18 protein-coding genes and 1 riboswitch are annotated in these 24,604 nt (G+C 71.0%); of the genes, 5 read left to right on the forward strand and 13 right to left on the reverse strand.

Annotated features, from left to right (window positions below; translation table 11 throughout):
• Positions 1 to 278 precede the first annotated feature (278 nt).
• Positions 279 to 1,553 (reverse strand): serine hydroxymethyltransferase, encoded by a 1,275-nt coding sequence (glyA, locus tag CSIV_RS06135; protein WP_077050508.1) that lies wholly within the window; start codon positions 1,551 to 1,553, stop codon positions 279 to 281.
• A 58-nt stretch (positions 1,554 to 1,611) separates the two neighbouring features.
• A riboswitch (ZMP/ZTP riboswitch) is annotated at positions 1,612 to 1,697 on the reverse strand.
• 94 nt (positions 1,698 to 1,791) lie between these two features.
• Between glyA and CSIV_RS06140 the strand changes: the two genes are divergently transcribed.
• The 3 genes from CSIV_RS06140 to CSIV_RS06150 all read left to right on the forward strand — a co-directional run bounded on the left by CSIV_RS06140 (position 1,792) and on the right by CSIV_RS06150 (position 5,040).
• The gene (locus CSIV_RS06140; RefSeq protein ID WP_083735011.1) at positions 1,792 to 2,178 is read left to right on the forward strand and encodes a YrdB family protein; all 387 of its coding nucleotides are present in this window, start codon (positions 1,792 to 1,794) and stop codon (positions 2,176 to 2,178) included.
• Positions 2,179 to 2,180: 2 nt separating this feature from the next.
• Positions 2,181 to 3,539: an FAD-binding oxidoreductase gene (locus tag CSIV_RS06145; RefSeq protein ID WP_077050649.1), complete on the forward strand. Its 1,359-nt coding sequence runs from the start codon at positions 2,181 to 2,183 to the stop codon at positions 3,537 to 3,539.
• Between the two features lie 100 nt (positions 3,540 to 3,639).
• Positions 3,640 to 5,040: a L,D-transpeptidase family protein gene (locus CSIV_RS06150; protein WP_083735012.1), complete on the forward strand. Its 1,401-nt coding sequence runs from the start codon at positions 3,640 to 3,642 to the stop codon at positions 5,038 to 5,040.
• 302 nt (positions 5,041 to 5,342) lie between these two features.
• Here CSIV_RS06150 and CSIV_RS06155 read toward each other — a convergent pair whose 3' ends face one another.
• Complete coding sequence (locus tag CSIV_RS06155) at positions 5,343 to 7,562, reverse strand: NADP-dependent isocitrate dehydrogenase (protein WP_077050509.1); 2,220 nt, start codon at positions 7,560 to 7,562, stop codon at positions 5,343 to 5,345.
• A gap of 230 nt (positions 7,563 to 7,792) precedes the next feature.
• On the opposite strand from CSIV_RS06155, the gene CSIV_RS06160 reads away from it, so the two are divergent.
• Positions 7,793 to 8,245, forward strand: coding sequence for a GNAT family N-acetyltransferase (locus CSIV_RS06160; protein WP_077050510.1), 453 nt, complete (start codon positions 7,793 to 7,795; stop codon positions 8,243 to 8,245).
• Positions 8,246 to 8,573: 328 nt separating this feature from the next.
• Here CSIV_RS06160 and CSIV_RS06165 read toward each other — a convergent pair whose 3' ends face one another.
• From CSIV_RS06165 to CSIV_RS06185, 5 genes are all read right to left on the reverse strand, one after another.
• Entirely contained in the window at positions 8,574 to 10,391 is a 1,818-nt protein-coding gene (locus tag CSIV_RS06165) for an ABC transporter ATP-binding protein (protein ID WP_077050511.1), read from the reverse strand.
• Positions 10,388 to 12,277, reverse strand: coding sequence for an ABC transporter ATP-binding protein (locus tag CSIV_RS06170; RefSeq protein ID WP_077050512.1), 1,890 nt, complete (start codon positions 12,275 to 12,277; stop codon positions 10,388 to 10,390). Before CSIV_RS06170 ends, CSIV_RS06165 begins: the two co-directional genes overlap by 4 nt.
• 410 nt (positions 12,278 to 12,687) lie before the next feature.
• Positions 12,688 to 13,185 carry a methylated-DNA--[protein]-cysteine S-methyltransferase gene (locus CSIV_RS06175; RefSeq protein WP_077050651.1) on the reverse strand — a complete coding sequence of 166 codons (498 nt, stop codon included), beginning with the start codon at positions 13,183 to 13,185 and terminating at the stop codon, positions 12,688 to 12,690.
• Complete coding sequence (locus CSIV_RS06180; RefSeq protein ID WP_077050513.1) at positions 13,182 to 14,699, reverse strand: DNA-3-methyladenine glycosylase 2 family protein; 1,518 nt, start codon at positions 14,697 to 14,699, stop codon at positions 13,182 to 13,184. Before CSIV_RS06180 ends, CSIV_RS06175 begins: the two co-directional genes overlap by 4 nt.
• A gap of 197 nt (positions 14,700 to 14,896) precedes the next feature.
• Complete coding sequence (locus CSIV_RS06185) at positions 14,897 to 16,129, reverse strand: MFS transporter (protein WP_077050514.1); 1,233 nt, start codon at positions 16,127 to 16,129, stop codon at positions 14,897 to 14,899.
• An 81-nt stretch (positions 16,130 to 16,210) separates the two neighbouring features.
• Between CSIV_RS06185 and CSIV_RS06190 the strand changes: the two genes are divergently transcribed.
• Positions 16,211 to 17,083 carry a LysR family transcriptional regulator gene (locus CSIV_RS06190; protein ID WP_077050652.1) on the forward strand — a complete coding sequence of 291 codons (873 nt, stop codon included), beginning with the start codon at positions 16,211 to 16,213 and terminating at the stop codon, positions 17,081 to 17,083.
• Between the two features lie 130 nt (positions 17,084 to 17,213).
• Here the strand turns inward: CSIV_RS06190 and CSIV_RS06195 are convergent, their stop codons facing one another.
• The 6 genes from CSIV_RS06195 to CSIV_RS06220 all read right to left on the reverse strand — a co-directional run bounded on the left by CSIV_RS06195 (position 17,214) and on the right by CSIV_RS06220 (position 24,547).
• A complete protein-coding gene (locus tag CSIV_RS06195; RefSeq protein WP_077050515.1) occupies positions 17,214 to 19,229 on the reverse strand; it encodes a hypothetical protein in 2,016 nt (671 codons plus the stop codon).
• A 100-nt stretch (positions 19,230 to 19,329) separates the two neighbouring features.
• Entirely contained in the window at positions 19,330 to 20,397 is a 1,068-nt protein-coding gene (locus CSIV_RS06200) for a glycoside hydrolase family 130 protein (RefSeq protein WP_077050516.1), read from the reverse strand.
• 2 nt (positions 20,398 to 20,399) lie between these two features.
• On the reverse strand, positions 20,400 to 21,227 hold the full coding sequence (locus CSIV_RS06205) for a carbohydrate ABC transporter permease (RefSeq protein ID WP_077050517.1): 828 nt from the start codon (positions 21,225 to 21,227) through the stop codon (positions 20,400 to 20,402).
• On the reverse strand, positions 21,224 to 22,198 hold the full coding sequence (locus tag CSIV_RS06210; protein WP_077050518.1) for a carbohydrate ABC transporter permease: 975 nt from the start codon (positions 22,196 to 22,198) through the stop codon (positions 21,224 to 21,226). The genes CSIV_RS06205 and CSIV_RS06210 overlap by 4 nt, the downstream gene beginning before the upstream one ends.
• A 1-nt stretch (position 22,199) precedes the next feature.
• Positions 22,200 to 23,483 carry an extracellular solute-binding protein gene (locus tag CSIV_RS06215; protein ID WP_077050519.1) on the reverse strand — a complete coding sequence of 428 codons (1,284 nt, stop codon included), beginning with the start codon at positions 23,481 to 23,483 and terminating at the stop codon, positions 22,200 to 22,202.
• A 38-nt stretch (positions 23,484 to 23,521) separates the two neighbouring features.
• Entirely contained in the window at positions 23,522 to 24,547 is a 1,026-nt protein-coding gene (locus CSIV_RS06220) for a LacI family DNA-binding transcriptional regulator (RefSeq protein ID WP_077050520.1), read from the reverse strand.
• Positions 24,548 to 24,604: the final 57 nt, after the last annotated feature.

A 24,604-nucleotide genomic window follows, 5' to 3' on the forward strand; every position in this document is an offset into this window, starting at 1 on the left:
TTCCTGGGTGTTGATCGGGCTCGCGCGGGGTCGGTCCCTCACGCATAAACGCTTTTCACTCGCATAAACGCGCTCACCTCGTGTTTATGAGCGGGAATCGTGTTTATGCCTGGGCCGGACGCCCCGGAGGACGGGTGCGCGACCGGATGCCGGGACCCCGACCGCCGCACCGCGCGGCCCGCCGCCCGCCGCACCGCGCGGGCCGCACGGCGCGGGGCGCATCGCGCGGACCGGATGCCGGGGCGGGGCCGCCTGCGCGACGCCCGCCCCGGCGGGGCTCACTGCTGGAGGCCGGGGTACAGCGGGAAGGCCGCCGTCAGCGCGGCCACGCGGGTGCGCAGCGCCTCGACGTCGGCACCGGGGATCAGCGCGAGCGCGATGATGTCGGCGACCTCGGTGAACTCCGCGTCGCCGAAGCCCCGGGTGGCGAGGGCCGGGGTGCCGATGCGCAGACCCGACGTGACCATCGGCGGGCGCGGGTCGTTGGGGACCGCGTTCCGGTTGACCGTGATGTGGATCTCGTGCAGCAGGTCTTCGGCCTGCTTGCCGTCGATCTCGGCCTCGCGGAGGTCGACGAGCACGAGGTGCACGTCCGTGCCACCCGAACGGACCGCGATACCGGCGGCCTTCACGTCGTCCTGGGTGAGGCGGTCGGCGAGGATCGACGCACCGCGGAGGGTGCGCTCCTGGCGCTCCTTGAACTCGGGCGTCTGGGCGAGCTTGAACGCCGTCGCCTTGGCGGCGATGACGTGCATGAGCGGACCGCCCTGCTGGCCCGGGAAGACCGCGGTGTTGATCTTCTTGGCCAGGTCGGCGTCGTTGGTCAGGATGAGGCCCGACCGGGGGCCGCCGATCGTCTTGTGCACCGTGGTGGAGACGACGTGAGCGTGCGGGATCGGGCTCGGGTGGACGCCCGCGGCGACGAGACCGGCGAAGTGCGCCATGTCGACCCACAGGTACGCCCCGACCTCGTCGGCGATGGCGCGGAAGGCTTCGAAGTCGAGCTGGCGCGGGTACGCCGACCAGCCCGCGATGATGACCTTCGGCTTGTGCTCGAGCGCGAGACGACGCACCTCGTCCATGTCGATGATCGAGGTCTCGGGGTCGACGCCGTACGCGACGATGTCGTACAGGCGGCCGGAGAAGTTGATCTTCATGCCGTGGGTCAGGTGACCGCCCTGGTCGAGGGCGAGGCCGAGCAGCGTGTCGCCGGGGCGGGCGATCGCGTGCAGCACCGCGGCGTTGGCGGACGCACCCGAGTGCGGCTGGACGTTGGCGAACCCGGCGCCGAACAGCGCCTTCGCGCGCTCGATCGCGAGCTCCTCGGCGACGTCGACCTCTTCGCAGCCGCCGTAGTAGCGGCGACCCGGGTAGCCCTCGGCGTACTTGTTGGTCAGCACGGATCCCTGCGACTGCAGCACCGAGACGGGAACGAAGTTCTCGGACGCGATCATCTCGAGATAGCCGCGCTGGCGGTCGAGCTCGCGCTCGAGAACCTGGGCGATCTCGGGGTCGACCTCCGAGAGCGGGGCGTTGAAGTACGGATCGGTCATGCGATCTCCTTGACGATGGTTCCGGATGCCGCAGGCTCGGGCGAGTCCGCGGTGATACCGCACCGACCCAGGCGTGCGGTCGGATACCGTCAAGCGGTCGCTCCCCGGTGGTTCCCCACCTCAACGCCAGTCGCGACGCCCTCACCCTACCCGGTTTCGCGCGCGACGCGCCCGGGTGGGTCGCTCGTCCGCGAGGTATCCCGGATGCCACGGTGCGGGGCCCGCGTAAAATGGCGGGGTGACCGACACTCCCCACGTCCGCGCGCAGGCGCCCCTGGCCCCCGGCATGCGTCCGCGTCCGACGGCCGTCGAGATCGGCAGCGTCCTGTGCGGGATCGCCGCGTTCGTGACGCTCGCGATCTGGGGCTTCACGGCGTGGGCGTTCCCCTGGAACATCGTCGCCGGGATCGGCGCCCCGCTCCTGGCGATCCTGGTGTGGGCGCTGTTCGTCTCGCCCCGTGCCGTGCTGGCGGTGCACCCGTTCGTCCGCGCGATCGTCGAGCTGTTCGTGTACGCGGCCGCCACGATCGCCTGGTGGAGCATGGGACAGGCGTGGATCGGACTCGTCTTCGCCATCGTCGCCGTGACGTTCGGCGCGCTGAACGGCCGCCGGCGCCTGGCGTGACCATCGACGTCGTCGCGTTGCTCCGGGCCGAGCTCGGTGATCGCGTCGACGTCTCTCCGGCAGCCCTGACCGCGGCGCGCGCCGACAAGTCCGGGCACGCCGCACCCGGCACTCCCCTGGCCGTCGTGCACGCGGCATCCGTCGCCGACGTCCAGGCGGTGATGCGCATCGCCACGGCGACCCGCACGCCCGTCGTGCCGCGGGGCGCCGGCACCGGACTCGCCGGAGGCGCCAACACCGGCGGCGGCGAGATCTCGTTGTCGGTGCGCGCGATGGACCGCGTGCTCGAGGTCCGCGCCGACGACCTCCTCGCGGTGGTGGAGCCCGGCATCCTGAACGCCGATCTGAACGCACTGCTCGAACCTCACGGCGTGTGGTGGGCTCCCGACCCCGCGAGCCGGGCGATCTCGACGGTGGGCGGCAACATCGCGACGGGCGCCGGTGGACTGCTGTGCGCCAAGTACGGCGTCGTGCGGGATGCGGTCCTCGGCGTCGATCTGGTCCTGGCGGACGGGCGCCTCCTCCACCTCGGTCACCGCAGCGTCAAGGGCGTCACCGGACTCGACCTCACCTCGCTCGTCATCGGTTCCGAGGGGATCCTGGGCGTCGTGGTCGGCGCCACCCTGAAACTGAGGCGCCTGGTCGCCGGGGAACGCGTGACCCTGACGGCGCTGTTCGACGGTGTCCGGTCCGCAGCCGTGGCCTCGGCCGCGGTGACGGCGTCCGGCATCCAGCCGGCGGTCATGGAGCTGATGGATGCCACGAGCCTCGCGGCCGTGCATCGACTGCTGTCGCTCGCGGCTCCGCCGGAGGGCGCCGCGCAACTCACGATCCAGACCGACGGGCCGGCCGCCGCGGACGAGGCCCGCGCGATCGCCGGAGTCCTCCGCGGAGCCGGCGGTCGTGTCGCCGTCGCCGCCGACGAGGTCGAAGGCGAGTCGCTGCTCGCGGTGCGCCGAGCCCTGCACCCCGCGATGGAGACCCTCGGGACCACGCTCATCGAAGACGTGTCGGTGCCGCGCAGCGCCCTCCCGGCGATGTTCGACGCGATCGCCGGGATCGAACGCCGGTACGGCCTGGTGATCCCGACGGTCGCCCACGCGGGCGACGGCAACCTGCACCCGAACTTCGTGTTCGAGGGATCCGAGGTCCCCGAGGTCGTCTGGTCCGCTGCCGAAGACCTGTTCCGCGCCGCTCTCGACCTGGGCGGCACCCTGACCGGCGAGCACGGCATCGGGGTACTGAAGAGGCGGTGGCTCGCCGACGAGCTCGGCGACGACCAGTGGCGACTGCAACGCGACATCGCGCGCGTCTTCGACCCCCTCGGCATCCTGAATCCGGGCAAGGTCTTCGAGCTCTGATCCGGCCGTCTGCGGTGTAACCAGAACGTGACAAACCTCACGGCTGGGACGAAGGGTGCCCGCCTAGCATGGAAAGACTGACTTCCTGGGGGGTTCACCTATGACCGACGGCGCGAACGGCACCGACGGCGTCACCTACGCCTGGGCTCCTCCCGAGCCCACCAAGCGGAAGAACCGCTCGGGACTGTGGATCGGCATTCCCGCGGGCGCGACCGCGGTCGCCTTGATCGCGGCCTCGCTCGTGCTCATCGCCCCCGGCGCCTCGGTGGCCGGTGTGCAGATCGGCGGCCTCACCGCCGGGGCCGCGGCACAGGCGATCTCGGCCCGTCTCGCGACGACCGAGGTGACCGTCGAGAGCCCCGCGGGCGAAGTGACCGTCACCGGCGCCGATCTCGGCGCGACCGTCGACGCCACGGCGATCGCAGAGAAGGCCTTCGCCGACAACCCGATGTGGAAGCCGGCGGCGTGGTTCCCCGCGGGCACCGGTGTCGAGGTCCAGGTCGACCCCGCCGCCGCCGCGGCGGTGCTGCGTGAGAAGGCCCCGGGCACGTACCGGGCGCCCGTCGACGCGACCGTCGCCTTCGACACGGGCTCACAGTCGTACGTCGCGACCCCGGCCGAGGCCGGCGAGGGAATCGACGTCTCGGCCGTCACGGCGGCGCTGCAGTCGGCATTCGACGCCGGCACGGCGGCGACGTCCGTCCAGGCGGCACTGGTGCCGGTCGACGCCGCGGTGAGCACGGAGAAGGCCGACGCCGCTGTGGCGGGGCTCAACGGCATCCTCGACAACATCGGCTTCTACATCGGCGACGAGCGCACGGTGCCCGTCGACCGGGCTACCGCCGCGTCGTGGCTCACCGTCACCTCCGACGGCAAGGGCGAGTTCCCCGTCACCGCCGATCAGGCCGGCATCCAGAAGGTCGTCGATGGTCTCGCCGGTCAGGTCGACCGCGGCGCCGTGAACGCCGACGTCATCGTCGACACCGGCGGCGAGGTCATCAAGACGCTCACCGAGGGTCAGACGGGCCGATCGATCGGCGACACCTCGGGCATCGCCGCCGCCTTCGCCGCGCAGCTGGCCGAGGCCAACGGAAAGTTCGCCCTGACCGTCGCCGAGACGCCGTTCGAGACGACCAAGACCGAGCGTCACATCGACGTCAACCTCAGCACGCAGACGACGACGCTGTACCAGAACGGTCAGGTGTACCGCACGTACACGATCTCGTCGGGCGCCGGCGAGCACGCCACCCACACCGGCAACTTCCGCATCGGCTGGAAGACCGAGATGCAGGACATGGGCTGCGTGCCCGGCTACGACTACTGCACCAAGGACGTCCCGTGGGTGTCGTACTTCAACGGTGACGAGGGATTCCACGGCACCTACTGGCACAACAACTTCGGCACCCCGATGAGCCACGGCTGCATCAACATGACCATCCCGCAGGCCAAGGAACTGTTCGACTGGGCCTACCGCGGCACGGAGGTCTCGGTTCACTACTGAGTCACCCGCTGACGGGGGCCGGATGCCATGGCATCCGGCCCCTTCTTCCTGCGTGGGGTGGCGACGTGCACAACGCCTGCGGAGCCGGGCGCGCATGCCCGGGGCAGCGGGCGGGCCCGGTTGTGCCGGAGTTGTGCCCGCCCGTGGCCTCGGCAGCGAGGCGGGGGGACATGACGAAGGAGAATCCCTCCGCCGCCGCTGCGTCCCGCGGGAAACAGGCTCGGGATGCTGCCGCAGTTGTGCGGGGCGCACACGGAAGAGGGGCGGATGCCGATGGCATCCGCCCCTCCCGGGTCAGTCGATCACCGCAGGGCGTCGACGATGCCGTTCAGCGTCGCGGAGGGACGCATGACCTTCTCGACCAGCGCGGTGTCGGGGCGGTAGTAGCCGCCGATCTCGGCCGGGTGGCCCTGCACGGCGAGGAGTTCCTCGACGATGGTGGACTCGTTCGCGGCGAGGGCCTCGGCCACCGGCGCGAAGACCGCGGCGAGGTCGGCATCCGTCGTCTGCTTCGCCAGCTCCTGCGCCCAGTACAGGGCGAGGTAGAAGTGGCTGCCGCGGTTGTCGATCGTGCCGAGGGCGCGGCCGGGCGACTTGTCGTTCTCGAGGAACGTGCCCGTCGCGGCATCCAGCGTGTCCGCCAGAACCTGCGCGCGCGCGTTGCCGGTGAAGCCGGCGTAGTGCTCGAGCGAGGCGGCGAGGGCGAAGAACTCGCCCAGCGAGTCCCAGCGGAGGTAGTCCTCTTCGAGGAGCTGCTGCACGTGCTTCGGCGCGGAGCCGCCCGCACCGGTCTCGAACAGTCCGCCGCCGGCGAGCAGCGGCACGATCGAGAGCATCTTGGCACTCGTGCCGACCTCGAGGATCGGGAACAGGTCGGTGAGGTAGTCGCGCAGCACGTTGCCGGTCACCGAGATGGTGTCGAGACCGTGACGCAGACGCGCGAGCGTGTAGCGCGTGGCCTCGGCCGGCGGCAGGATCAGGAGCTCGAGGCCGTGCGTGTCGATCGTGGCGAGCGCCTGGTAGACCTTGGCGATGATCTGGGCGTCGTGCGCGCGGTTGACGTCGAGCCAGAAAACCGCCGGGACGCCCGTGGCGCGGGCGCGGCGCACGGCGAGGTTCACCCAGTCGACGATCGCGACGTACTTGGTCTGCGTGGCGCGCCAGATGTCGCCGGGCTGCACGTCGTGCTCGATGACGACGTTGCCGTCGCCGTCGACGACCTCGACGCGGCCGGCGGCGGCGATCTCGAACGTCTTGTCGTGCGAGCCGTATTCCTCGGCGGCCTGCGCCATGAGACCGACGTTCGGGACGGTGCCGATGGTGGCCGGGTTCAGGGGGCCGTTGGCGATGACGTCGTCGATCACGGCCTGATACACACCGGCGTACGAGGAGTCGGGGATCACGGCGAGCGTGTCGTCCTCTCCCCCGTCGGCGCCCCACAGCTTGCCGCCGTTGCGGATGAGGGCGGGCATCGAGGCATCCACGATGACGTCGGAGGGGACGTGCAGGTTCGTGATGCCCTTGTCGGAGTTGACGTACGACACGCGCGCGGCGGTGTCGACGGCCTTCTCGAACGCCGCGGCGATCTCGTCGCCGCCCTCGACCGAGCCGAGACCCGACAGGATGCCGCCGAGGCCGTTGTTCGGGTTCAGACCCGCCGCGGCGATCTTCTCGCCGTACTGGGCGAACACGTCGGCGAAGTACGCCTTCACGACGTGACCGAAGATGATCGGGTCGCTGACCTTCATCATGGTGGCCTTGAGGTGCACCGAGAAGAGCACGTCGTCGGCCTTGGCCTGGGCGACCGTCTCGGCGAGGAACGCGTCGAGGGCCGCGGCCGAGAGGAACGTGGCGTCGATGATCTCGCGCGGGAGGACCTTCAGGCTCTCCTTCAGCACCGTGACCGTGCCGTCTTCGGCGGTGTGACGGATGGTGAGCACGTCGTCGTGGGCGGCGACCCACGACTTCTCGTTGCTCTTGAAGTCGTCGTGGCCCATGGTCGCGACGCGGGTCTTCGAGCCCTCGACGAACGGCTTGTTGCGGTGCGGGTGCTTCTTCGCGTAGTTCTTCACGGCCAGCGGCGCACGGCGGTCGCTGTTGCCCTCGCGCAGGACCGGGTTGACGGCCGAGCCCTTGATGCGGTCGTACCGCGCCCGCACGTCCTTGTCTTCGACGCTCGTCGCGTCGTCGGGATAGTCGGGGATGTCGTACCCCTGCGACTGCAGCTCGGCGATCGCGGCCTTGAGCTGCGGGATGGATGCCGAGATGTTGGGCAGCTTGATGATGTTCGCCTCGGGGAGCGTGGCGAGACCGCCGAGCTCGGCGAGGGCGTCGCCCACGTGCTGCTCGGGCGTGAGGCGCTGCGGGAAGGCGGCCAGGATGCGGCCGGCGAGCGAGATGTCGCGGGTCTCGACATCGATGCCCGCCTGGGTGGTGACGGCCTGCACGATGGGCAGGAACGACGCCGTAGCAAGCGCCGGCGCCTCGTCGGTGTACGTGTAGATGATGGTGGAATCGGGCACGTCGAATCTCTCCGTAGAGGCGGCCAGGGTTGCGCTTCAGCCTATCGCACCGGCGCAAAGTCTCTTGATGTCGAGATAGTTCGCGGGTGCCTCCCGTCTCGGGAAACGCGATTCGCGCCGGGAAGGGCGGCACGTCGCGTTCCCCGCCGCGCATCGCGTTTGTCGAGTGGATGCCGGGAGGTTGGCATCCGGAATGTTGCGCGGATCGGCGGGGCGGATAGCCTGGGCGCATGGCCGACCTTCGTCTCGTCGAACTCTCCGCCGCCACGATCGTGGCCGTGAACAACCTGTCGCTCAAGCCCGGGCAGGAGCAGTTCCTCGCTCCGGTCAGCTACGGCATCGCCGCCACGGTGATGGATCCGCAGACCTCCTGGCAGCGCGTCGTGCTCGACGGCGACGAGGTCGTCGGGTTCGTGAGCGCGAACTTCGACCCCGAGGCGCACGAGGAGCACTTCCGGTCGGTGCTGTGGCGCATCAACGTCGACGCCGACGACCAGGGGCGCGGTGTCGGTCGTTTCGCGCTGGGACAGCTCCTCGAGGAGGCGCGCCGTCGCGGCATGGACCACGTCGACGTGATCTACGAACCCGGCGTCGGCGGCCCCGAGACCTTCTTCCTGCGCGCGGGCTTCGAACCGGTCGGCGAGACGGAGTACGGCGAGACCGTCGCCCGCGTCCACATCTAGGGCGAGATCGCCCGGGAACGGGTGAGACCGGGCGCCGCTCCTCTCGAGGGATTCCCCTGCCCTCATCGGCGGGATGGAGGGGAGGCGGCGCAGGCCTGTCGTCACGGCTGGAACGTCGTTCGGCCAGTCCGCCTCCCCTCGGCGCGCGGCCCGAGCGCGCCGGACTGGCCGTCGGGTCGACCAGTCCGCCCAACGTATACATGTCGACTCGGCGCTCTGCGCCGAATCACCCCCTGACGCCGCGTAGTCACCCGTCGGACTCCGAACCCCGAGCGGAACGGCGGGAGGGATGCCACGACCCCGCGGCCGTGGCATCCCTCCCGATCCGTCAGACGAGCGACTCCCGCCACGACGCGTGCAGCTGCGCGAACTTGCCCGTTCCGGCGATGAGCGCCTCGGGGCTGTCGTCCTCGATGATGCGGCCGTGCTCCATCACGAGCACGCGGTCGGCGATCGCGACCGTCGACAGGCGGTGCGCGATGATGATCGCCGTGCGGTCGGCCAGCAGCGTCTGCAGGGCGTCCTGGATGAGCCGCTCGCTGGGGATGTCGAGCGACGCGGTCGCCTCGTCGAGGATCAGGACCGCCGGGTCGGCGAGGAACGCCCGCGCGAACGAGATCAGCTGACGCTGTCCGGCCGACACACGCCCGCCGCGCTTGTTCACGTCGGTGTCGTAGCCGTCGGGCAGCTTCTCGATGAAGCCGTCGGCGCCTACGGCCCGGGCGGCCGCGCGGATCTCGTCCATCGTCGCATCGGGCTTCCCGAGGGCGATGTTGTCGGCCACCGTTCCGCTGAACAGGTACGCCTCCTGCGTCACCATGACGATCGCCCGACGCAGGTCCTTGGGGTGCAGGCGACGGAGGTCCACGTCATCGAGCGTCACCGCCCCCTTCGTGGGGTCGTAGAAGCGGGAGATGAGCTTGGCGAGCGTCGTCTTGCCGGCGCCGGTCGTGCCGACGAGGGCGATCGTCTGCCCCGCGGGGATGTCGAGCGAGAAGTGCGGCAGGATGACACGCCCCTCCGAGTACCCGAAGGTGACATCGTCGAAGCGCACGTGGCCGCGGGCGCTCCACAGGTCGACCGGGTCGACCGGGTCGGGCACCGTCGGCTGCTCCTCCAGCACGCCGGACACCTTCTCGAGCGCCGCGGTGGCGGACTGGTACGAGTTGAGGAAGAACGCCACCTCCTGCAGCGGGGCGAAGAAGTTGCGCACGTACAGCACCGCCGCAGCGAGCACACCGATCTCGAGCGCGCCGCCGATGACACGACCACCACCCCACAGCAGCACGAGCGCGACCGAGACGGATGCCACGGCCATGAGGCCCGGCTCGAAGGTGCCGAACAGCCGGATCGAGCGCATGTTCACGTCGCGGTACTGGCCCGCGAGGTCACCGAACTCCTCGTCGTTCCGCGGCTCTTTGCGAAAGGCCTTCACCGCCCGGATGCCGGTCATGCTCTCGACGAACTTCACGATCACCTGGGCGCTGATCACCCGCGACTCGCGGTAGATCACCTGCGACCGGCCGTAGAACCACCGCATGAGCAGGTAGAGCGGCAATCCCATGACCGCGAGCACCAGCCCAGACTGCCAATCGATCAGGAACAGCGCCACGAGGGTGAACAACCCGTACAGCACGCCGGAGACCAGCTCGTTCAGCCCGCCGTCGAGCAGTTCGCGGATGGTGTCGAGGTCGCTCGTCTGACGCGAGATGATGCGACCGGACGTGTACGACTCGTGGAACTCCAGGCTCAACCGCTGGGTGTGCAGGAAGATGCGCTTGCGCAGGTCGAGCATGACCGCCTGGGTGAGGCGGGCCGCCACCACGACGTACCACCCGATCAACACGGCACCGCCGATGCCGGCCGTGAGGTAGATCGCGACGACCATGATCGTCGGCATCCAGTCGTTGTTCTGGATCACCGCCGGCAGGGCGTTGTCGATGCCGTAGGCGATCAGCGCGGGACCCGCGACGCGCAGGGCCGTCGAGATGACGAGCACGGCGGCGGCGAGCACCAGCTGACCGCGCAACGGTGAGACGAGGGAGCCGAGCAGGCGCAGCGAGCGCTGGCGGATCGCCCGGCTCTCGTCGCGGGTGTAGTCCGAGCGATCTTCGCCGCTGGTCCCGGTGACGGTGGTCGTGCTCATCGGGTCGCCTCCTTCGCGGGCTGGGGTTCGTCGGCGGATGCCGCGGTGTCGGGGCCGGTTCGGATCACGGGGATCGCGCCGGTCTGCGCCTCGCGTTCGGCCTCGGCCTCTTCGAGGCTGGAGATCACGTGCCGGTAGGCGTCGCTCTGGCGGAGCAGGTCGGAGTGCGTGCCGACCGCGGTGATACGGCCGTCCTGCAGCAGGGCCACCCGGTCGGCGAGCGTCACGGTCGAGGGACGGTGCGCGACGACGAGGGCGGTGGTCTCGCTCAGCACCTCGCGGAGCGCATCCTCCACGAGAGCCTCGGTGTCGACGTCGAGGGCCGACAGCGGGTCGTCGAGCACGAGCACGGCGGGCCGCGCGGCGACCGCGCGGGCGAGCGCGAGACGCTGACGCTGGCCGCCGGACAGGCTCAACCCCTCCTCGCCGATGACGGTGTCGAGCCCGTCGGGCAGGTCGTGGACGAAGTGCGCCTGCGCGACCTCGAGCGCTTCGGTGAGCACGGCCTCGGCCTCGGGCGAGCCCGGCTCGAGGTCTTCCCGGCCGAGCAGGACGTTGGCGCGCACGGTCTGTGAGAAGAGCGTGGCGTCCTCGAACGCCATGCCCACGTGCCGTCGCAGCTCCGACAGCCGGAGCTCCCGCACATCGATCCCGTCGAGCAGCACCCGGCCACCGGTGACGTCGTACAGACGGCCCGGGAGGGTGGTGAGCGTCGTCTTCCCGGAACCGGTCAGACCGACCAGCGCCATCGTCTCGCCCGGACGCAGACTCAGGTCGACGCCGTCGAGGAGGTCCGGCTCGGTGTCGGCGGCATCCTGATACCGGAAATGCACGCCCTCGAGGACGAGCTCGCCGCGCGGCTCGGCGATCGTGCGCGGCTCCTCGGGGTCGACGATCGTGTTCTGCTCGTCGAACACCTCGAAGATGCGATCGGTCGCGGTGCGCGCGTCGAGCAGGAACGAGAACAGGAAGCCGATCGACTCCATCGGCCAGCGCAGCACGGTGGCCATCGCGAAGAACGCCACGAGCTCCGCCACCTGCAACTGCCCCAGCTGCGTGAGGACGATGCCCGCGCCCAGGCACACCGCGAAAGCGATGTCGGGCAGCAGCACGAGCCAGAACCAGATCCAGCCGATCGCCCGGGCCTTGCCGAGCTCGGTCTCGCGCAGCGACTCGGCCTGACGCGTGAACTTCTGCAGAGCGTGCTTCCCGCGGCCGAAGGCCTTCAGCACGCGGATGCCGTGGACGCTCTCCTCCACCGAGGTGGCGAGGTCACCCGCCTGATCCTGACTCTGTCGTGCGAGGGCGCCGTAGCGCTTCTCGAAGCGGTAGCCGGCGTACCACAGCGGCGCGGAGGCGACGAGGAAGAGCGTCCCCAGCAGCCAGTGCCACCGGAACAGCAGCACCGCGCCGATGAGGATCGTCAGCACGTTGACGATCAGCAGAATGAGGCCGAACGCGAGCCAACGGCGGAGCATGCTGATGTCCTGCATCATGCGCGAGAGCAGCTGCCCCGACTGCCAGCGGTCGTGGAACGCCACCGGCAGGCGCTGCAGGCGCGAGTAGAACGACTGTCTCAGGTCGTACTCGACCTTCGTCGCGGGGGCGAGCACGAACCACCGGCGCAGCCACACCATGCCGGCCTCGGCCAGGCCCAGCCCGAGGATGAGCACGGCACCCCACGCCAGCTGCCCGGGGTCGCCCGAGCTGATGGGGCCGGCGACCAACTGCTCGAGGACGAGCGGGATCGCGAGGGCGAGCACGCTCGCGCCGAGCGCGCTGACGGCGCCGAGCGCGAGCCGCGGGAGGACGGGCCGCGCGATGGGCAGGAGCCGCGCGAGGGAACGGAGCGTCGACAGTTGAGGGCGGTTTTCTGCGGTGGTCATGATCCTCGTGGGGTCGAAGCGACGCGCGGGAGTGGAGCGCGAGAGAAAGGATGCCAGGGGCGCCGGTGGAGACCCACCGGGACGTGCGACGCGGGAACGGCCGAAGCGCTACGAGCGACGCGCGAGGCGGATGGCGCGGATGCCGGGAAAGGAAGCGGCACGTACGACGGTGGCGTCGATCTGGTCCATGGCATCCTCCTCGATCGGTGCGCAGCCGCCGGGGGGCGCGGCAGCTTTTCAGGATATGCCTGAGAGTTCACCGAGGGCAAGCGTGGATTCTGCGGCCGGCTGTCGCACACGGGCACGCCAGGCGCCCGACTGCGGCACGACCTCAGCGATCCGCTCGACGTCAGCGGCGTCCGGCTCCCTGCGGCTGAGGTTGTACGAATCGCTGAGGGTGCGCGGCGGCGTCAGCCCGCGGCTTCGCGCTCGAGCAAGCGTCGCTTGACGTCCACTCCCCACGCGAAACCGCCCATCGTGCCGTCGCCGCGCAGCACGCGATGGCAGGGCACGAACAGCGCGGGCGCGTTCCGGGCGCAGATGGATGCCGCCGCCCGGACGGCCGTGGGCGAGCCCAGAGCGGTGGCGAACCCGGTGTAGGTGAGCGGGGCTCCCGGCCCGATGGCCCGGAGGGCGGACCACCCTCGCTGCTGCAGCGGCGTTCCGAACTGCACGACCTCGACGTCGTCGATCGCGGCGAGATCGCCGTCGTAGTAAGCCGCGACGGCCGCGGCCGCGCGCGTCTCGCCCGGCACGACCTCGGCGGGGCGGTGGGTCGGGCGGAGCCGGTCGAGCACGGCATCCACCTCGTCGGTCCAGCCGGAGACGAGCACGCGGTCGGCGGCGTCGGCGAGGATCGCGAAGGGACCGTCGGGGGTGTCGACGAACTGGAGGGTCGCGGTGGTCACGGGGCGGGCTCGCTTTCGGTCGAAGGGGTCGGCGTGCGCCACGCCTGGGTCACGGGGGCGGCGTACCAGTAGTGGGCCATCGCATAGCTGCGCCACGGCGCCGCGCGCTCCGACCATCGCGTGAATCCCGCGGGGTCGGAGGGCAGCCCCAGCGCCGCCGCGCCGGCGCGTGCGGCGACGTCACCGGGAAGCAGGACGTCGGGGTCGCCGATCACCCGCATGCGGACGTAGTCGGCGGTCCAGGGCCCGATCCCCCGCATCGCGAGGAGCCGCGCGCGCTGCTCGGCGCCGTCGTCACCCGGCCCGAGCGCCAGCGAGCCGTCGGCGAGCGCGGCAGCCGCCTCGACGATCGCGCGGCGGCGCGCGGTCGGCCCGCGGAGCACGTCGAAACCCTGCTCGGCGATGACCGCGGGGTCGGGGAAGAGCGTCATCGCGGCTCCCCCGATCTCGGTGCGCTCGCCGAGCTCGGCCGACAGTCGCCCCTGCATCGTGCGCGCCGACGCGACGCTGATCTGCTGGCCGATCATCGCGCGGAGCAGCATTTCGGCGGCATCCATGGCCCCCGGCACCCGCACGCCCGGAACCGCGGCGACCGCGGGGGCGAGTTCGGGATGCCGGGCGAGCGCCTCGTCGATCGCGAGCGGATCGGCGTCGAGGTCGAACAGACGTCGGACGCGCGCGATCAGGGTGCCGAGGTCGGCGAGGGCGGTCAGCCGCGCTCGCAGGCGCAGTCGGGAGTCGGCGTCGCGTCGCACCTCGAACCACGCCGGTCCCCCTGGCATCCGGATCACGCGTGCGAATGAGGCGTCGTCGCCGATCTCGACGCCGGGGATCGCGTGCGCTCGCATCCAGCCGAACAGGCCGACGGTGTCGATCGGGCCGCGGACGGGAAGGGCCAGGTCGATCTCACCGACCGGGACGGTGCCCGCGGCACGGGAGCGTCGGGCGCGGAGAGCGGTCGGCGACATGCCGAAGACCTCTCCGATCGTCTCGGTGAACTGCCGCACGCTCGAGAAGCCCGCCGAGAACGCGACATCGGCTGCCGACAGGTCGGTGCCCACGAGCAGGGCCCGGGCGGTGTGGGCGCGCTGCGCCCGCGCCAGGGCGAGGGGCCCCGCGCCGAGCTCGGCGGTGAGCAGGCGGCCGAGGTGGCGGGAGGAGTACCCGAGGCGCCGCGCGAGGCCGGGCACGCCCTCGCGATCGACGACGCCGTCGGCGATGAGGCGCATCGCGCGGGCGGCGACGTCGCCCCGGAGGTCCCAGGCCGGGGATCCCGGTGCGGCCTCGGGCAGGCAGCGCTTGCACGCGCGGAACCCCGCCTCGTGCGCCGCGGCCGACGTGGCGTAGAACGTCACGTTCGCCTCCTTCGGCGTGCGCGCGGGGCAGCTCGGCCGACAGTAGATCCCGGTGGAGCTCACGGCCGTGACGAACTGCCCGTCGAAGCGCCGGTCGCGCGACTGGATCACGCGGTAGCGCTCGTCGAAGCCCCGAGTGTCGGCGGCGGTGGAGGTCATGGCATCCACCCTGCCACCGACCACCGACATGCTCCGGCGGAAATCGGACACGAGGGTGGGGCGACGTCGCGCTCGAACGTGATCCCTTGCTCTCCCCTTCGTTCAGTGTCCAAGACACGCGGACGGCACCGAGGTGCATCGGCGTGTCTTGGACACTGAGGCAAACGGGCGGGGGCGGGGCGACCCGCCCCGGGGCGTCAGGCGGTCGCCGCGGTCTCGCGCAGGATCACCAGGCCGCCCCAGATCGACAGGACCAGCACCAGCACGACGAAGCCGAGGAACACCGGCACCAGCGGCAGAGCGAGGAGCGCGATGCCGACGGCCAGCGGCGGCACGGTCATCCCGGCGAAGGCGAGGAGGAAGACACCCGAGGTGATCTCGCCGCGGGTGCGCGGGTCGGCGAGAGACCCGGCCGTGGCGAGGGCCCCGCGGAAGAGGAGGCCGACACCGGCGCCCGCGACGATGCCGCCGAGCACGAACAGGATGCCGGAGGTCAGCAGATCGGCGGCGCCGAGGCTCAGCAGCCCCGCGATCATGGCGACGAGCCCCAGCCGCAGCTGCGTGCGGGTCGAGCGGCCCGCGAACACGACCTGCGACACGGCTGCGGCACCGAAGACCGAGAATGACACGGCCCCGGCGACGAGGTGATCGGTGACGCCGAGCCGTCCCGCGAGGAACGTCGGGGCGACCGAGCCGAACAGCCCCGTCACGGCGAAGGCGGCGAAGGCCGCGGTGCCCGCCGCCCAGTAGGCGCGGCGTCCGTCCGCGGGGATGCGGACCCGCTGCGGACGGTAGCGGAAGGACCGGTCGATCTCGACGGTCTCGGGCACGAACGCGTACGCGAGGCCCAGGGCGAGGAAACCGACGAGGAACACGACGTACGGCAGCACGAGCGGCGCGGGGGTGAACTCCGCGAAGAGGCCGCCGATCAGCGGGCCGAGGGCCAGGCCGCCCATGTTCGCGACGCCCGCGACCGTGGCGGCGAAGCTCGGGGATGCCGGGTGCGACACGCGCCGCAGGTCGGCGAGGTGCGCGGTGGCCGAGGCCGTCAACAGGCCGATGCCGAGCCCGGCGACGAGGCGTGCGGCGATGACGCTCGCGGCGTCGGCGCGCAGCACGAACACCAGGGCCGCGACGATCTGAAGCACCGTGGCCGCGAGGATGAGCGGGCGGCGACCGAGCCGGTCGCTCAGGTGCCCGGCGAGGTACAGCGACACCATGACGCCGATCGAGTACGCGGCGAACATCACCGTGATGAGGAACGTGGGGAAGCCGTCGCGCGCCTGATACAGCGCGTAGAGCGGCGTCGGCACGGTGTTGAAGGCCATGAGCGCGAGGAACGTGGCGGCCGTGACCCAGAACCCGGTCCGGTGCGAGAGACGCGCGGCGGTCGCCCGAGCGGCCACCGGAAGGACGATGGAGGAAGTCATGGCTTCAGGATGCTCCGTCGCGAGCATCGAGGGAAACGAACGTTCTCGATCATGATGATCGAGTCCGTCTATGATCACCGCATGGAGACCCGCCTCCTCGAGTACTTCGTGACCGTCGCGGTCGAGCGCAACGTCACGGCCGCCGCCGCCCGCCTGTTCGCGGCGCAGTCCACGGTGTCCGCGGGCCTCGCGAGCCTCGAACGCGACCTGGGCGTCCGCCTGTTCGAGCGCTCCACGAAGTCGGTGCGACTGACGCCGGCGGGTGAGGCGCTCCTCCCCCTCGCGCGCACGCTGCTCGCCGACGTCGACGCGCTGCGCGGGGCGGCATCCGAGTCCGGAACCGGGGTTCGCGGACTCGTGCGCATCGGCACGTTCGCGGGATTGCGGGTCATCGACCTCCCCGAGATCCTCGGGCGCCTCCGCCGTTCGCACCCGCTCGTCGATGTGCGCGTGACGGTCTCGGCCACGGGATCGCGCGGGTTGTTCGTCGACCTCGACCGCGACCGTCTCGACCTCGCGTTGACGGCCCTGCCCCCGGCATCCGGTGCCGTATCGAGACCGCTCGCTTCCTACCCCTACGTCGCCGTCCTACCCGAGACGCATCCGCTCGCCCGGGGGGACGGCCCCATCTCGCTGACCGAGCTCGCGGACGACGACTGGATCGACGTGCTCCCCGGCTTCGGCAATCGCGTGCAACTCGACGGCGAACTCGAGCGCCGCGGGGTGATGAGACACGTCGTGGCCGAGGTCGGCGAGCTCGCCGCCGTCCCCGAGTACGTCGCCGCCGGGCTCGGTGTCGCCGTGATCCCCGACGTCGTCCCGAAGGCGGGATGCCGCGTGCGTCCCGTCGCCGACGACCTCCCCCCGTGGACCGTCTCGCTGACGGTGGGCCCCTCCGCCGTCTCCCGCCGGCACGTGCGGGCGGTGGTGGAGGCGATCCACGCCTCGGGGTGAGGCATCCCGCGGTGCGGCATCCCGAGGTGAGCATCCGGTTTGGGGCGCATCCTTCCGTTCGGGGCGCGATTATCACGCCCCGAACGGAGAATCACGCCCCAAACGCACGAAGAGGAGGGATGCCGCGGCCTCAGCGCTCCGCGACCGCGAACCCGCCGGAGGGCAGGAGCACCGTGATCTCGCGATCGAACGCCGCCGTGCGCACGAGCGCGCCGCGCGAGTCGTAGACCCGGACCGTCCCGCCGCCCGAGACCGTGGTCCGCTGCACGAACGGGGCGCTGGACTGCACGAGCTCGCTGCGACTGCCGCCGCCTTCGAGGACGAGGCGCGACACCCACGGCCGCACGATGAGCCCGTCGAGCACGAGATCGCCGCGCAGCGCGGTGACGGTGAGCTCGGTCCGGCGCTCCGGAACCGCGGTGGTCAGCGCGTGCGGCAGCAGCGCGCCGGGCGTCGGCGAGATGCCCTGGGCGGGACCGGTGACCTTCAGCACGCCGTTGCCGCGCCAGCGCGACAGCGACTGCTCCCCCGGCTGCGAGAACACGACCGGCTCGACCCACCGCCGCGAGTCGGCCGCGCCGATGTCCCACGTCGCGCTCTGCCGCGGCTTCAGGGTGAGGGCGTCGCCCGACCAGCTCGACTCTCCCGTCCACGACGCCGGCGTCGAGACCGTGCCGTCGGTGGACCTGGCATCCTCCGCCTGCACGAACGTCAGGCCGACGCGGTCGGTGACGGAGGTGAGCGCGGTCGCCCGCGCGGCGATCGCCGGGTGCGCGTCGAGCGCGAGGGCGGTCAGGAGTCCGTGCATCGTCGACTCGGCCCCGCTGTTGCGGTTGACCGTGCCGTCGGGCTGCAGCCCGTCGAAGGTCACACCCGTCGCGGGGTCGTACATCCGCGCGCCGGCGTGGTTGCCGCCGAAGAACCACGCGGCCTGGATGCCGGCGAGGTCGGCGAACGCGCTCGATCCTGTCGTGTCGGCGAGGGCGACGAGCGACTGCACACGGGAGTCGGCGCCGTACGCGATCTGCACGCGGTCGGTCGGGCTCGGGTACCAGCCGTTGTCCGGCCCGCCCGCGGTGAGCAGCGTCGTCGTGAAGCCCGTGGCGTCGGCGATCGCGGGATCCGCCAGCGCGGGGTCGTCGAGGACGTCGGCCGCGACGGCGAGCGCCGCGGGCATCTGCGACCCCCACGCGTGCCACATCGCCGGCGACTGCGCCCACGGGAGCACCGCGCCGTACGGCCACTCGCGGGAGGTCCCGGATGCCATGGCGGCCACGCCCTCGGCGAGCTGACGCGCCGCGGTGGTCGAGGAGTCGTCCCCCGCCCGCACGGCGGCGGCGAGTCCGAGGACCGCCTCGGCCGAGGCATCCGCCCCGTCCACGATGAGCCACGCGGGGACCTTCTTGCCGTCGGCCTCGACGTACCGGCCGTACTTCGACAGGACGTCGCGCTCGATCGCTCCGTGCGACAGGGCGAGGCGGTCCTTCAGGAACGCGGCGAAGTCGGGGTCGTCGTCGGCGAAGGCCGCGTAGCCCTCGCCGAGCGCCCACACCGTGCGCGCGAGCCAGTAGCTCGGGCCGGAGTCGGACGGGTCGGGCAGCTCCACCGGCTCGGCGGAGGGGTTCAGCTCGCCGTCCGGCTGCATCCACAGGACGACGTTGCCGGCGTCAGGACCCTCGGTGGTCTGGTGGTACGCGACCGTGCGGAGCAGTTCGTACGCCTTGTGGCGGCTGTCCGCGTCGCCGGTCTGCTGCCAATGGCGCAGGTAGACGACGGCGGCGCGGGTGGTGTCGTCGGCGTTGTAGGCGCCCTGACTCCAGTCGCCCGTCGCGGGGTCGAGGGCACCTCCGCCGATGCGCTCGAAGGTCCCGCCGTCGCGGGCGTCGGCGTAGGTCCAGGGCGCGAGGAGCGTCGGCTCCTCGGCGAGACGGTAGGTGGTGTGACCTTCGACGCCCGCGGGTGTGGGCGAACCGAGGAGGAAGTCGAGGTGGTCGAGGTTTGTCAGCGACGCCGCCGGGGCGGTGGCGGCCCGGGCGACCTCGGCGGTGGCCGGCGCCAGCGCCGACGCCGGTGCGGCGCTCAGCGGCACCGCCAGGGCGACCGCGCCCGCGAGGACCAGGCCGCGCGCACTCCATCGTGCGTTCATGGGGGGGGGATCCTTTCGATGGGGGGGCACAACTCCTGCGAAGCCGCCCCACCGCCGTCGGGGGACGGCCGGAGCGGCGATTCCGCAGGAGTTGTGACGCTCAGTCGGTGCGCTCGAGCAGGGCGACGCCGATCTTCGAGTCGGCCATGCCGTAGAACACGAAGTGACGGCCGTCGATCTCCTCGATCGCGGTCGGGAAGACGACATTCGGCACGATGCCGCTGCGCTCGTCGTCGGTCTCGGGGGCCAGCAGCGGCTCCGGCGTCCGCGCGATCACGCGGCTCGGGTCGTCGGCATCCAGGATCAGGGCGCCCGCGGCGTAGTTCACCTTCTGCTGCTGCGAGAACGCGCTGTCGATCACGCCGGTCACACCGTGGTGCAGCACCAGCCAGCCCTCGGGGATGCGCAGCGGCGGCGGTCCCCCGCCGATCTTCACGGCCTCGAAGGGGAACGCGGGGCCCGCGACGAACCGGTGCTGCTCCCACAGCGCGAGGTTCGCGAGGTCCTCCCGGACGGATGCCACGGGCACGTAGCTGATCCAGATGGACTGCCGCTCGTCCGAGACGCCGGCCGGCACCCGCACGCCCTGTCCGGGCTTGGTCTCGCCGAGGTCCCACATGGGTCGGTGCAGCACCGCGAACGCCTCGCTGCCGTCGGGGGCCGTGACCGTCTCGGGGAAGAAGACCGTGTCCTTGTTGTGGAACAGGTTCAGGTCCATGTCGAGGTCGTCCTGGTAGCGGAACAGCACGGGTCCGAGACGCCGCCAGTCGCGCAGGTCCTCGGAGACGGCGACGGCGGTGCGCGGGCCCAGGGGGCCGTAGGCGACGTACGTCATGACGTGCAGCCCCAGGGCCTCCACCCAGGTCGTGCGCGGGTCTTCGGTGCCGGCGTTGTCGGCGCCTCGCTCCCACCCGCGATCGGGCTGGAGCACCACGCCCTCGCGTTCGACGGCGACGGGTACCCCGTCCTCGACGACGACGCGGGCGATGCCCACGCGCGAGACGTTGCCCTCGGCGACCAGGCGCGGCAGCAGGTACAGCTCGCCGTCGGGGCCGCGGCCCGAGGCCGGGTTGAGCACCCCCTCGGCTTCGTCGACGTTGCCGGGCTCGGGGGTCATCACCACACCCACACGTGTGAGGCGGTAGGGGACGGGGGAATCGGGGGTCATTGTCATCCTTTCACTCCGGATCCGAGGTCGTTGGAGGTGAAGTAGCGCTGGAAGATCAGGAACAGCGCCACCGCGGGGGCGGCGAGCACGACGGCGCCGGCCATCATCGCGCCGAAGGGGTTGGTCGTGGATGCCGCGATGGTGGAGATGAAGTTCGCCAGCGACACGGCGAGCGGTTGCATCGCGGCATCCTTCGTGATGAGGAAGGGCCACAGGAACTCGTTCCACGGACCGATGAAGGTCAGCAGCACCGCCGTCAGCAGCGCCGGACGCACGAGCGGCAGGGCGACGCTCCACAGCAGCCGGAACTCGTTCGCCCCGTCGATGCGGGCGGCGTCGAACAGCTCCTTGGGGAGCTGCAGGAAGTACTGCCGGAAGATCACGACCGCCGTGGAGTTGATGAAGAACGGCAGGATCATGCCGAGGTAGCTGTCGCTCAGCCCGTAGTCGCGGGCGATCATCACGTACAGCGGGATCATCAGCAGCTGGAACGGGATCACCTGCACCAGCAGCACGAGCGCGAAGGTCGCCGACCGGCCGCGCCACTTCAGCACCGCCAGCGCGTACCCGGCGAGCACTCCGAACACGATCGTGCCGAGGATCACTCCCCCGGTGAAGATGCCCGAATTGACGAGGCCCTTCAGCAGGTTGATGCGCCCGTCGATCGCCGTGTAGTTCTCCAGCGTCAGGTTCGACGGGTGCGGGAACGCGCCCGCGATCGTCGAGTCCGGGTTGGTCTGCAGCGAGCCGACGACCATGTAGTAGAAGGGGAACAGGAACGCCAGGGCGCCCAGCGTCAGCACGCCGTAGGTCACGACTCTGGTCTTCATGATTCCTCCCTCCCCACGAACCGGCGCTGGAGCGCCGCGATGATCAGCACGAAGATGATCAACACCACCCCGATGGCCGCGGCCACGTCGGGGTTCTGCTGCTCGATCCCCTTCTGGTAGATGAGCAGCACGGGAGACGTCGACGCACCGTTGGGACCGCCGCCGTTGGTGAGCAGGTACGGCTCGGTGAAGAGGTTCGCTCCGGTGATCGTGGCGAGCAGCACGACGAGGAACGTCGCCGGACGCACGCCCGGCACGGTCACCGAGAAGAACTGCCGGAGGCGTCCGCCGCCGTCCACCGCCACCGATTCGTACAGCTCGCGCTGCACGTTCTGGAGCGCCGCGAGGTACAGCAGGATGTAGAACCCGAGCCCCTTCCACGTCACGAACAGCGCGATGGTGGGCATCGCGAGCGCCGAGTTGACCAGCCACGACGGGTTCGGCGCCAGCGGGCCGAGGGCGTTGTTGATCAGCCCCGTGTTCGAGAACAGGAACAGCCACACCGCGACCACGGCGACGGATGCCGTGACGTAGGGCACGTAGAACGCGACGCGGAAGAACGCGCGGGCGCGCACCACCCGGTCCAGCGCCGTGGCCAGCACGATCGACAGCACGACCGTCAGCGGGACGTTGATGAGCAGGAAGATCCCGACGTTGCCGAACGACCGCCACACGGCCGGGTCGCTCAGCGCCGTGACGTAGTTGTCGAGGCCGACGAACGGCCGGTCGACGTTCGCGCCCGGGGCGGTGAAGAAGTAGTCGTGGAACGACATCCACACCGCGAACACGATCGGGTAGGCGAAGACGACCCCGATGAAGATCAGGTACGGAGCGGAGAACAGGATGCCGAGCGGCTGCGCCCCGAGGAGGCGGCGCCGCTTCTTCCCGGCATCCCCCGCTCCCCCCGCACGTCCGGACCGGCCGGGGTCGCCCCCGGTCCGCCCGGACGTGCGGGTGAGATCGACGGTCATGTCACTTCCCCGCCGCGAGCTGGTCGATCTGGGTCTGGGCGTTGGAGAGGAAGGTGTTCACGTCCTCTTCGCCGAAGATGACCGCCTTGGAGTACTCGTCGCGGAACGCCTGCCAGATCTCGACCGAGCTGACGACGTTGGGCACCTCGACGGTGCGGGCGGCCTGGTCGCCGAACTGCTCGTAGGCCGGGTTGGCGCTGAAGTAGTCGGCGTAGGTCGTGGTCAGGTCGGTGCGGAGCGGCATCTGGCCGGTCTCCTCGAGCCACTTCCCGTCCTGCTCCTGGCTGGTGGCGAACTTCAGCACCTCCCACGCCGTGCCCTTGTTCTGGCACGCGGTGAAGAGGCCGACGTTCTTCGCGTCGCTGAAGGTCCAGGTCTGGTCGGCCGCGGTGCCCTTCTCGGTGGGAACGGGCACGGCGCCCCAGTTGACCTTGTCCTTGTAGACCGACACGGCCCAGGGTCCGACGATGGCCATCGCGGCCTTGCCGTCGGCGAACGCGTCGCCCTGGTACTGCTCGTTGCCGGCGAGCTCGTCGGCGTAGATCGTGCGCCAGAAGTTCGCGACGGCCTCACCGTCGGCGTCGTTGAAGGTGGCCTTTCCGTCCTCGACGAGCTGCTTCCCGCCGGTCTGCGCGGCGTACAGCGGGTAGAAGTCGAACCATGACTGGAAGAACTCGCTCGTGGGCGCCGGGTTGATGGCGTAGTCCGAGACGCCGGCCGCCTTCAGCTCCTGCGATGTCGCGAGGAACTCGTCGTACGTCGACAGCTGCGGCTTCTCCGGGTCGAGGCCGGCCTGGGCGAACAGGTCCTTGTTGTAGAAGATCATCACGGGGTTGCTCTTCCACGGCAGCTGGTAGAAGCCGCCGTCGTCGGAGCGGTACTGGTCGGCGAGGTCGCCGCTGCGCTCGGTGATGTACTGCTCGCCGTCGGGGAAGTCCGACAGGTTCACCAGGCCCCCCTGGCGCTGGAAGCCGGGCACGGCCGCGGGCGAGGTGTTGAACACCAGGCACGGGGCGTTGCCGGCGGTGATCGCCGCGCCGATGACCTCCTCGCTGGAGGACCCGGCGGGGATCTCCTGCGCCGTGATCTGCTCGTCGGGGTGGTCGGCGTTCCAGGCCTCGACCATCTGCTGGCCCCACGCGATCTCGGCGGCGTTGTTCGAGTACCAGATGGTGATGGGGCCCTTGGCATCCATTCCCGAGGCTCCTCCGCCGCCTCCGCTGCACGCGGAGAGGGCGAGGATGCCGGTGGCGGCTACTGCTGTGGCGAGAATGCGTCGTCGCATGTCTTCCTCCTTGTGGGGCGGGCGGGGGCCCGCGGGTGTCAGCTTCGAGTCGGGGGCGCGGTGGAGTCGCGCACCTGCAGGCCGGGGTCGGCGAGCGCGAGTGCCTCGGGCTCTCCTCCCGCGATCGCCTGCAGCAGCGCGCGCGCCGCGGCCGCCCCCCAGCCCCGCGCGTCGGTGGAGACGCTCGTGAGGGCGGGGAACAGGTGTCGGCCGAGTTCGGTGTCGTCGAATCCGGTGATCGAGAGGTCGCGGGGCACCGACAGGCCGCGGCGCTGCGCCGTGCCGAGCCCCGCGACGGCCATGTTGTCGTTGGAGTACACGATCGCCGTGGGCGGGACCTCGGCGTCGAGCAGGGCCGTGGTGGCCCGCGCCCCGTCGGCGGCGCTGAAGTCGGTCTCGACGACACGGGCCCGGATGCCGCGCGCCCGCGCCGCCGCCTCGAACGCGGCCGCGCGGTGGCGTCCGTGCAGCATCGCGAACGGGCCCGCGACATGCGCGATGTCGGTGTGCCCGAGGTCGGCGAGGTGGTCGACGGCGAGGCGGATGCCGGCGCCGTCGTCGACCGAGACGGAGGTGAAGGGGCTGTCGACATCGGGGACGCCGAGGGTCACGGCGGCGATGCCGAGGCTCGCGACGAGGTCGATGCGCGGATCGTCGGCGCGGAGGTCGGAGAGGATCACGCCGTCGACGCGGCGGTCGGCCGCGAGTCCGCGGTAGGTCTCCTCTTCGTGGCGGCCGGGGGTGGCGGCCGCGAGCACGAGCACCTGGCCCGAGACGGAGAACTCGTCCTCGACGCCCGCGATGAACGACGGGAAGAAGGGGTCGGCCGCGATGACGTCGGGGCTGCGGCCGATGACGAGACCGCACGCGAAGGCCCGGCCGACGCTGAGCGACCGCGCCCGCAGGCTCGGGCTCCAGCCCATCTCGGCGGCGACCGAGAGGATGCGGTCGCGGGTGTCGGGGGCGACGCCGGCGCGGCCGTTCAACGCGAACGACACGAGACCCTTGCTGACCCCGGCGCGGCGCGCGACATCGGCGATCGTGGGTCGCGTCTCATTCGTCATGCTGCACCTCGTTGTGGCATCCATCGGTCTAAACCGGTTCAGTAGGACTGAGCCTAA

This window comes from Microbacterium sp. CSI-V (assembly GCF_001984105.1).
GTDB lineage: Bacteria > Actinomycetota > Actinomycetes > Actinomycetales > Microbacteriaceae > Microbacterium.

Bases quoted from the DNA above. Each gene is read 5' to 3' on its own strand.
- glyA (WP_077050508.1), bottom strand. From the start codon at position 1,553: ATGACCGATCCGTACTTCAACGCCCCGCTCTCGGAGGTCGACCCCGAG.
- CSIV_RS06150 (WP_083735012.1), top strand. From the start codon at position 3,640: ATGACCGACGGCGCGAACGGCACCGACGGCGTCACCTACGCCTGGGCT.
- CSIV_RS06160 (WP_077050510.1), top strand. From the start codon at position 7,793: ATGGCCGACCTTCGTCTCGTCGAACTCTCCGCCGCCACGATCGTGGCC.
- CSIV_RS06165 (WP_077050511.1), bottom strand. From the start codon at position 10,391: ATGAGCACGACCACCGTCACCGGGACCAGCGGCGAAGATCGCTCGGAC.
- CSIV_RS06170 (WP_077050512.1), bottom strand. From the start codon at position 12,277: ATGACCACCGCAGAAAACCGCCCTCAACTGTCGACGCTCCGTTCCCTC.
- CSIV_RS06180 (WP_077050513.1), bottom strand. From the start codon at position 14,699: ATGACCTCCACCGCCGCCGACACTCGGGGCTTCGACGAGCGCTACCGC.
- CSIV_RS06185 (WP_077050514.1), bottom strand. From the start codon at position 16,129: ATGACTTCCTCCATCGTCCTTCCGGTGGCCGCTCGGGCGACCGCCGCG.
- CSIV_RS06190 (WP_077050652.1), top strand. From the start codon at position 16,211: ATGGAGACCCGCCTCCTCGAGTACTTCGTGACCGTCGCGGTCGAGCGC.
- CSIV_RS06195 (WP_077050515.1), bottom strand. From the start codon at position 19,229: ATGAACGCACGATGGAGTGCGCGCGGCCTGGTCCTCGCGGGCGCGGTC.
- CSIV_RS06200 (WP_077050516.1), bottom strand. From the start codon at position 20,397: ATGACCCCCGATTCCCCCGTCCCCTACCGCCTCACACGTGTGGGTGTG.
- CSIV_RS06205 (WP_077050517.1), bottom strand. From the start codon at position 21,227: ATGAAGACCAGAGTCGTGACCTACGGCGTGCTGACGCTGGGCGCCCTG.
- CSIV_RS06210 (WP_077050518.1), bottom strand. From the start codon at position 22,198: ATGACCGTCGATCTCACCCGCACGTCCGGGCGGACCGGGGGCGACCCC.
- CSIV_RS06215 (WP_077050519.1), bottom strand. From the start codon at position 23,483: ATGCGACGACGCATTCTCGCCACAGCAGTAGCCGCCACCGGCATCCTC.
- CSIV_RS06220 (WP_077050520.1), bottom strand. From the start codon at position 24,547: ATGACGAATGAGACGCGACCCACGATCGCCGATGTCGCGCGCCGCGCC.